The organism is Rhodobaculum claviforme (genome assembly GCF_016653255.1).
Taxonomy (GTDB): domain Bacteria; phylum Pseudomonadota; class Alphaproteobacteria; order Rhodobacterales; family Rhodobacteraceae; genus Rhodobaculum; species Rhodobaculum claviforme.
This window is the reverse complement of sequence record NZ_NHSD01000216.1, coordinates 1-8,495: the sequence shown is the minus strand read 5'-3', so window position 1 is coordinate 8,495 and position 8,495 is coordinate 1. Positions and strand designations below refer to the sequence as shown.

The following is an 8,495-nucleotide window of genomic DNA, read 5'->3' as shown; positions in this document are numbered from 1 at the left end:
TCCTGACACAGGGGGCCAGGGGCGGAGGGTAGACATCCGGGGCGAGACCGCAGCCCCGGCGGGTCACGGGGCGGTTGCCGGGGCGCCCCCGGCCAGCCAGCGCGTCAGGATCCGTTGCACCAGGGCACCACCGGTGGGGGCCACGGCCTGCGTCTGCGCGTGGCTGAGCGGCACGTCCGACAGTCCTGCTGCCATGTTGGTGATGATCGACAGCCCGGCCACCCGCAGCCCCAGATGGCGCGCGAGGATGACCTCGGGGACCGTCGACATCCCCACCGCATCGGCGCCAAGGTGTCGCAGCGCGCGGATCTCGGCAGGGGTCTCGAAGGACGGGCCGGAACACCAGGCGTACACCCCTTGCGGCAGGGCGATCCCCTCGGCCTCCGCGGCGGCTGCCAGCGCGGCACGCAGGGCCGGATCATAGGCCGCGCCCATGTCCACGAATCCGGTGTCGGAGGGGTTGCCCACCAGCGGGTTCGGCGCCCAGAGCCCGATGTGATCGGCGATCAGCATCACCCCGCCCGGGCGCAGATCGGCCCGCAGCGCGCCGGCCGCGTTGGTCAGGACGACCGTGCCCACCCCCAGCGCGCGCACCACCTCCAGCGCCACCCGCATGGCGTCGGGGCGCCCGCTCTCGTAGTAATGCGCGCGCCCGGCAAGGGCCGCGACGCGGCGCCCGCCCAGCTGGCCGACCACCAGCTGCCCCGCGTGCCCCGAGACGCCGGGCATGGGAAACCCCGGCAGCGTGGCATAGGGCAGGGACGCAGCCCCCGTCACCGCGTCGCACAGCCCCGACAGGCCCGAGCCGAGGACGATCGCCACCTCGATCGGCGCAGGCCCGGTCCGTGCCCGGATATGGTCCGCGACCGCCTCGGGGGTCACGGCGCCAGCCTTCGGTGCAACACCAGCGCATCCTCGCCGCCATAGTACCCCGCCCGCAGTCCCACCTGTTCGAATCCCGCGCGGGCATAGAGCGCGCGGGCGGCGGCGTTGCCGGCGGCGACCTCCAGAAACGCCGCGCGCGCGCCATGGTCGGCGGCCCGGGCCATTGCCCGCGCCAGCAACCCCGTCGCAAGCCCCCTGCGGCGTGCGTGGGGGGCGACGGCGAGCGTCAGAACCTCGGCCTCGTCGGCCAGCACGCGCAGCAGCACAAAGCCATCCTCCGCCCCCTCCAGCAGGCTGTGGGGCTGGCGCAGGAGGGCTGCGAACTCGGCCGCATCCCAGGGGCGGGGATGGACAAAGGCGGCGGCATGCAGCCGCGCGAGCGCTTCGGGGTCCACCGCCTCAGTCCAGCAGGACCGGCACCGCCTCACGGCTCGGCGCCGCGTCGGGGGGGCGCAGGTACAGCGGCGCGGGCGGCGCGCCGGTGCGGTCGGTTGCGGCGATCCGCGCGACCGCCTCTGCCAGAGGAACCGCGGCGGGCCACAGCGTGCCGGTGCAGCCTGCGGGTGCGGCCGAACCCGTCACCGGTGCGGCGCCGACATGCGCCGCAACCGCCTGTTCCGGAACCAGAACCGGCGCGGCGGCGGGGGCCGTGACGATCACCTGTCCCGCCGGTCCGCGCTCCAGCACCCACACATCCCCCGGCAGGCCCAGACGCCGGGCCTGCGCCAGCGGCACACCCACTGCGGGCACCCCAAGGGCCAGCGCCAGTCCGCGCGCGGCCGCCACCGCGATGCGCAATCCGGTGAAGTTGCCGGGGCCGACCCCGACCCCGATCTGCACCAGATCACCCCAGGTCATCCCCGCATCGGCCAGCACGGCCTCGGCCATCGGCATCAGGATCTCGGCCTGTCCGGTGGCGCCCTCGTGGGTGCGCATGGCCCGGCATACGCCGTCTGTGACCACCGCGACCGCGCACCAGCCCCCGGAACAGTCGAAGCCCAGGGTGGCGTCAGACGCCAACGGGGCGCACCTCGGTCACCTCGGGGATGTAGTGGCGCAGCAGGTTCTCGATCCCCATCTTCAGCGTCAGGGTGGACGACGGACACCCCGCACAGGCCCCCTGCATGTGCAGATAGACCACCCCACGCTCGAACCCGTGGAAGGTGATGTCGCCGCCGTCCTGCGCCACGGCGGGGCGCACGCGGGTGTCGAGCAGCTCCTTGATCTGCACCACGATGGCCGCATCGGGGCCGGAATGCTCGGCGTGGCCCGAGGACGGTCCGCCCTCCACCGCCGTCTCGCCGGACTGGAAGTGCTCCAGGATGGCGCCCATGATCGCGGGCTTGACGTGGGCCCACTCGACGCCCTCGGCCTTGGTCACGGTAACGAAATCAAGGCCCAGGAATACCCCGGTCACCCCCTCCACCGCAAAGATGCGGCGCGCCAGTGGCGAGGTCTGCGCGGCCTCGCGGTTGGGGAAATCGGCGGTGCCGACCTCCAGCACGTCCTGGCCGGGGATGAACTTGAGCGTGGCCGGGTTCGGCGTGGACTCGGTCTGGATGAACATGAAAGACCCTCCGTTTCACTCGGGATATGCGCCTCACGCGGGGATGCGTCAAGCGGCGGGCCTTTCTCTCGGCCTCCGGGCGCGCTAGACGCTGCGCGCAGGATCATTGCCGGAGGGGCCCGCCATGGCCATGGACAAGACCTTTCAGCCCGCCGAGGCCGAGGCCCGCATCAGCGCGACCTGGGACGCGGCCAACGCCTTTGCCGCCGGTGCCGCCGCGCGCCGGCCTGAGACGTTCTGCATCATGATCCCGCCGCCGAACGTCACCGGCAGCCTGCACATGGGGCACGCGTTCAACAACACGCTGCAGGACATCCTGGTGCGCTGGCACCGGATGCGCGGCTTCGACACGCTGTGGCAGCCCGGCCAGGACCACGCCGGCATCGCGACGCAAATGGTCGTCGAACGCGAACTGGCCAAGGCAGGCAAGCGCCGCTCCGACTTCACCCGCGAGGAGTTCGTGGCCAAGGTCTGGGAATGGAAGGCCCAGTCCGGCGGCACCATCGTACGCCAGCTCCAGCGGCTGGGCGCGTCCTGCGACTGGTCGCGCAACGCCTTCACCATGTCCGGCGCCCCCGGCGCCCCCACGGGCGAGGAGGGCAATTTCCACGACGCCGTGATCCGGGTGTTCGTGGAGCTCTACAACCAGGGCGCCATCTACCGCGGCAAGCGGCTGGTCAACTGGGACCCGCATTTCGAGACCGCCATCTCCGATCTGGAGGTCGAGCAGACCGAGGTCGACGGCCACCTGTGGCGCCTGCGCTACCCGCTCGCCGACGGCGCGACCTATGAGCATCCTGTGGAGTGGGATGAGGAAGGCCGCGCAACAGCCTGGGAAACGCGTGATTATCTGGTCGTCGCCACCACCCGTCCCGAAACCATGCTGGGCGACACCGGCATCGCCGTGCACCCCGACGATGCCCGCTACGCGCACCTCGTGGGCAAGGAGGCGATCCTGCCGCTGGTGGGCCGCCGCCTGAAGATCGTGGCCGACAGCTACGCCGACCCCGAAAAGGGCACCGGCGCGGTCAAGATGACCCCCGCCCACGACTTCAACGACTGGGAGGTGGGCCAACGCACCGGCCTGCGCGCCATCAATGTCATGGACCGCCGCGCCGCGATTGCCTTGCGCGACAACCCCGATTTTGCTGCGGGCTGCGACGCGGGCGCCGTGGCCGTCTGCATCGAGGCCTTCGACGCCCACGACCGCTACGAGGTCCGCGACGCCCTCGTGGAGACCGCCCGCGCCGAGGGCTGGCTCGACGGCATCGACCCCGACCGCCACGTCGTCCCCCACGGCGACCGCTCCAAGGTCGCGGTGGAGCCGTTCCTCACCGACCAGTGGTTCGTGGACACGAAGAAGATCGTCGACCCTGCCCTTGATGCGGTGCGCGAAGGACGCACACGTATCCTGCCGGAACAGCACGAGAAAGTCTATTTTCACTGGCTGGAGAACATCGAGCCTTGGTGCATCTCGCGACAGCTGTGGTGGGGGCACCAGATTCCGGTCTGGTATGGGCCGAACCCCATGAACTCATCCGCGCCGCCACATGAATTGGAGTGGGATTTCGATGATCCGGTCGCGTTTTGCGCGGCCACGTTCGAGGATGCCGCCAAGCTCGCAGACCAATACTACAAGTCCCGAGGTCTTGCTTCTCAAGGCTTTGTTGAGTTGCCGGATTTCTCAGAAACAGGGGATGTCGCCGACTGGGTTAAACTAGTCCCTCTCATCCGCGACCCCGACGTCCTCGACACGTGGTTCTCCTCCGGCCTCTGGCCCATCGGCACGCTGGGCTGGCCCGAGGACACCGACGAGCTGAAGAAATACTTCCCCACCGATGTCCTCGTCACCGGTTTTGATATCATCTTCTTCTGGGTCGCCCGGATGATGATGATGCAGCTTGCGGTGGTGGAGAAGGAGCCATTCCACACCGTCTATGTCCACGCCCTCGTCCGTGACGAGAAGGGCAAGAAGATGTCCAAGAGCCTGGGCAACGTCCTCGACCCGCTGGACCTGATCGACGATTACGGCGCGGATGCGGTGCGCTTCACGCTCACCTCCATGGCCGCGATGGGGCGCGACCTGAAGCTGTCGAAGGACCGCATCGCCGGCTACCGCAACTTCGGCACCAAGCTGTGGAACGCCTGCCGCTTCGCCGAGATGAACGGCGTGTGGGAGGGGCACGCGACCCAGACCACGCCGCCGCAGGCCACCGCCACCGCCAACCGCTGGATCCTGGGCGAAACCGGGCGCATCCGCGCCGAGGTCGACGCGGCGCTGACCGCCTATCGCTTCAACGACGCGGCGAATGCGCTCTATGCCTTCGTCTGGGGCCGGGTCTGCGACTGGTACGTCGAATTCGCCAAGCCGCTGCTGGCCGACCCCGACACGGCCGGGGAAACCCGCGCCACGATGGCCTTCGTGCTGGATCGCTGCATGATCCTGCTGCACCCCTTCATGCCCTTCGTGACCGAGGAGCTGTGGTCGCTGACGGGCCGTCGCGACAGCCTGCTGGTCCACGCCGAGTGGCCCGAGGGGCTGGACGAGGCCCTCGTGGACCCGCAGGCCGAGCGCGAGATGCGCTGGGTCATCACCCTGATCGAGGAGATCCGCTCGGCCCGCGCGCAGATGCGTGTGCCCGCCGGCGCGTATCTGGAGATGTGGGAGATCGACGCCGACGACGCCGCGCGCGCGGCACTGGCGCGCAACGCGGCCCTGATCGCGCGGCTGGCGCGGATCGAGGCGAAGGGCGCCGCCGCCACGGCCCCGCGCGGTGCGCTGTCGGTCGCGCTCGAGGGGGCGAGCTTTGCGCTGCCGCTGCAAGGGGTGATCGACATCGCCGCCGAGACCGCGCGCCTTGGCAAGACGCTGGCCAAGCTGGAAAAGGAGGCGGGCGGGCTGCGCGGTCGGTTGTCGAACCCGAAGTTCACCGCCTCCGCCCCGCCGGAGGTGGTGGAGGAGGCCCGCGACAACCTCGCCCAGGTCGATGAGGAAGCGGCCCGCCTGCGCGAGGCGTTGCGCAGGCTGGAGGAGATGGCATGAGCGGCGCGCGGCTGACCGATCTTGTGGCCGGGCTGCCGGCGACCGTGCCCTTCGTCGGTCCCGAGGCGCAGCAGCGCACATCCGGGCGGACCTTTCGCGCGCGGCTGGGCGCGAACGAGAGCGTCTTTGGCCCCTCTCCGCGGGCCGTGGCCGCGATGGCCGCGGCCGCGTCCGATGCCTGGATGTATGGCGACAGCGAGAGCCATGACCTGCGCGCGGCCCTTGCCGCCCACCACGGTGTGACGCCCGCGCATATTGCCGTGGGCGAGGGGATTGACGGGCTGCTGGGCAATCTGGTGCGGCTGGTTGTGGCCCCCGGCGACCGGGTGGTGACGTCGGCCGGGGCCTATCCGACGTTCAACTATCACGTCGCGGGGTTTGGCGGCGACCTGGTCCGGGTTCCCTTTGCGGGCGTGCACGAGGATATCGAGGCGCTGTTGCACGCCGCGCCGGGGGCAAAGCTTCTGTACCTGTCCAACCCCGACAATCCGATGGCCTCCTGGCACCCCGCTGCGGTGATCGAGGCGATGCTGGACCGTGTGCCGGACGGCACGCTGCTGGTGCTGGACGAGGCCTATGCCGACTTTGCCCCCGCGGGTGCGATCCCCGAGATCAACGCGGACGACCCCCGGGTGATCCGCCTGCGCACGTTCTCCAAGGCGCACGGGCTGGCCGGGGCCCGCGTCGGCTATGCGATCGCGGCGCCGGGGCTGGTGGCGGCTTTTGACCGCATCCGCAACCACTTCGGCATGACCCGCATGTCGCAGGCCGGGGCGCTGGCGGCACTGCACGACACCGGCTGGCTGGCGCAGGTCGTGACGCAGGTGGCCGAGGGCCGCGCGCGGCTGGCTGCCATCGCGGCCGAGAACGGGTTGGCCGCGCTGCCGTCGGCGACGAACTTCGTGGCGATCGACTGCGGACGCGACGGGGACTTTGCCCGCGCCGTGTTGCGGGAACTGATCGCGCGGGACGTGTTCGTGCGCATGCCCGGGGTGGCGCCGCTGGACCGCTGCATCCGGGTCAGCGTGGGGCGCCCGCCTGACCTCGATGTCTTTGCCGAAGTTCTGCCGCAGGCGCTGGCGGCGGCGCTCACGCAACGGTGATTTCCCCTCCGGTGGCGGGAAGGTGGCATGCCGCCCACTGGATCCGGAGGGAGGACATGCGGATGTCGAGGGCACTTGGTGTGGTGGTGGCGCTGGCCTTGTCGGTGGCGGCGGTCGGTGTCTGGCAGTTCGGCCCGCACGGCCATGCAACGGCGCAGCATGCGCACGGTCATGGTGCCGACGATACGGCCGCGACCCGCGCCTATCGTGCGGCCAACGACCGTATGCATGCCGGGATGAACATGGCGTTCACCGGGGATGCGGATGTGGATTTCCTGCGCGGGATGATCCCGCACCACGAGGGCGCGGTGGACATGGCCCGCATCGTCCTGGAACACGGCAGCGACCCGGAGGTGGCCGCCCTCGCACGCGCGGTGATCGCGGCGCAGGAAGCGGAGATCGCCCAGATGCGCGCCTGGCTGGCCGAGCGCGGCCACTGAGGTCACCCGGCGGCCGGGACGCGGACGACCCGGCTGCGGCCCGCCCGCTTGGCGGCATAGAGGGCGCGGTCGGCGTCCTCCAGCAGGGGGGTGGGGTCGGCGCCTGCCGGGGCGACCAGGGTGCCGATGCTGGCCGAGATCTGGCAGACCGCGCCGTCGTGGGACTGCGGCTCCTCCAGCCGGGACAGGATCCGCTGCGCGACCTCCTCCAGTCGGTCGGCGTCATGCATGCCGGGCATCAGCACGACGAATTCATCCCCCCCGATGCGGGCGACGGTGTCGCCGCCGCGGGTTTCGGTGCGCAGGATCGCCCCCACCCGGGCAAGCACCGCGTCGCCAGCCGCATGGCCGAGCGTGTCGTTGACGCGCTTGAAGAAATCGAGATCGATCTGCATCAGCCCGAAGGGCGTGGCCAATCCCGACAGCCCCTCCAGCGCCCGCTCCAGACCCCGGCGGTTGCGCAGGCCGGTCAGGCTGTCGGTCAGCGCCTCTTCCTCGGCGGTGACCTTGGCATTCTGCAGCCGCAGGTTCAGGCGGCGCAACTCCTCCAGCACTGCGGACTTCGCCTCGATCAGATAGAGCATCTCGACCGTCAGGTCCGTGGCGGCGAAATCGCCGTCGGTCAGGTGATGGGCGCGCACCGCATCCGCCAGCCCGATGCCGAAGGACAGGTTCACCAGCCAGCCTCCCGCCAGCGCCAGCGGCACCGCCAGCCCCTTGAAGGCGGTGTTCGGCGGGGCCCGCAGGCTCAGGCGCAGGCGCGCCCCGTCGATTCGCGCCAGATCCGCCGCGCCGGTGATCCCGCGCGGGCGTTGCAGGGTGAAAACCTCCAGCAGCGGGCGCCCGACGGGGCCGCCGTCGGGGATCATCTTGGTCAGCGTCGGACCCGCGCCGACGATCTGCCCCGACAGCGCCACATGCAGATACAGCGGCATCAGCCGCGCCAGCGCGTCAGCGCCAAGCGAAAGGGGCGGCGCGGTCATCCGCCTGCCGACAGATCGAACTGCCGCCCGGGGGTGTGACAGGGGTCGAACAGGTCGATGGCGATGCGCGCCGCGCCGTCCCGGGCCGGGGAGATCACCTCCAGCAGGACCAGCGCCCCATAGTCGTCGGCCATCGCACGCAGCACCCCCACCATCACCGGCCCGTACTGCGGCCACGGCCCGCGCACCGTCAGCACGCAGCGCCCGCTCCCGCTCTCCTCCAGCTCCAGCTGGGGCATGTCGAGGTCGGGCACCGCCAGCCGACATCGCCCCGGCAGATCGTCGAGCGAGTGCAGGAAGTCGAGGAACTCCACCCCGCCGAAGCGCAGCAACCGCCGCAGCCCCTGGTGTCAAGCGACACCCAGTCTTACGAGCTAAGGCGACATCCAGTCTTACGAGGTGTCGCGCAACGGAGCGGCCCCGGGGGCGCGCGCTGACCGCCAAGAGTCAGAGCGCGCGCCCCCGGGGCCGCGG

The 8,495-nt window shown here is 70.8% G+C and carries 9 protein-coding genes; 3 read left to right on the top strand and 6 right to left on the bottom strand.

The annotated features are described in order from the left end of the window. Window positions 1-63 precede the first annotated feature (63 nt). The 4 genes from CCR87_RS07615 to CCR87_RS07600 are packed head-to-tail and all read right to left on the bottom strand — an operon-like array spanning window position 64 to window position 2,452. On the bottom strand, window positions 64-882 hold the full coding sequence (locus CCR87_RS07615) for a purine-nucleoside phosphorylase (RefSeq protein ID WP_201156952.1): 819 nt from the start codon (window positions 880-882) through the stop codon (window positions 64-66). Then, window positions 879-1,280 (bottom strand): GNAT family N-acetyltransferase, encoded by a 402-nt coding sequence (locus CCR87_RS07610; RefSeq protein WP_201156951.1) that lies wholly within the window; start codon window positions 1,278-1,280, stop codon window positions 879-881. Before CCR87_RS07610 ends, CCR87_RS07615 begins: the two co-directional genes overlap by 4 nt. A 4-nt stretch (window positions 1,281-1,284) precedes the next feature. Then, window positions 1,285-1,905: a tRNA (adenosine(37)-N6)-threonylcarbamoyltransferase complex dimerization subunit type 1 TsaB gene (gene tsaB / locus CCR87_RS07605; protein WP_201156950.1), complete on the bottom strand. Its 621-nt coding sequence runs from the start codon at window positions 1,903-1,905 to the stop codon at window positions 1,285-1,287. After that, window positions 1,895-2,452 (bottom strand): NifU family protein, encoded by a 558-nt coding sequence (locus CCR87_RS07600; protein WP_201156949.1) that lies wholly within the window; start codon window positions 2,450-2,452, stop codon window positions 1,895-1,897. The genes tsaB and CCR87_RS07600 overlap by 11 nt, the downstream gene beginning before the upstream one ends. Before the next feature lie 124 nt (window positions 2,453-2,576). Between CCR87_RS07600 and CCR87_RS07595 the strand changes: the two genes are divergently transcribed. Genes CCR87_RS07595 through copM form a run of 3 tightly spaced genes read left to right on the top strand, consistent with a single transcriptional unit; the run spans window position 2,577 to window position 7,038 of the window. Next, the gene (locus CCR87_RS07595) at window positions 2,577-5,495 is read left to right on the top strand and encodes a valine--tRNA ligase (RefSeq protein ID WP_201156948.1); all 2,919 of its coding nucleotides are present in this window, start codon (window positions 2,577-2,579) and stop codon (window positions 5,493-5,495) included. Next, window positions 5,492-6,598, top strand: coding sequence for a pyridoxal phosphate-dependent aminotransferase (locus CCR87_RS07590; RefSeq protein WP_201156947.1), 1,107 nt, complete (start codon window positions 5,492-5,494; stop codon window positions 6,596-6,598). Before CCR87_RS07595 ends, CCR87_RS07590 begins: the two co-directional genes overlap by 4 nt. Window positions 6,599-6,654: 56 nt before the next feature. Further along, window positions 6,655-7,038: a CopM family metallochaperone gene (copM, locus tag CCR87_RS07585; RefSeq protein ID WP_201156946.1), complete on the top strand. Its 384-nt coding sequence runs from the start codon at window positions 6,655-6,657 to the stop codon at window positions 7,036-7,038. 2 nt (window positions 7,039-7,040) lie between these two features. Here the strand turns inward: copM and CCR87_RS07580 are convergent, their stop codons facing one another. After that, window positions 7,041-8,021 carry a GGDEF domain-containing protein gene (locus CCR87_RS07580; RefSeq protein WP_201156945.1) on the bottom strand — a complete coding sequence of 327 codons (981 nt, stop codon included), beginning with the start codon at window positions 8,019-8,021 and terminating at the stop codon, window positions 7,041-7,043. Further along, complete coding sequence (locus CCR87_RS07575; RefSeq protein ID WP_242511909.1) at window positions 8,018-8,353, bottom strand: heme NO-binding domain-containing protein; 336 nt, start codon at window positions 8,351-8,353, stop codon at window positions 8,018-8,020. The genes CCR87_RS07580 and CCR87_RS07575 overlap by 4 nt, the downstream gene beginning before the upstream one ends. Window positions 8,354-8,495: the final 142 nt, after the last annotated feature.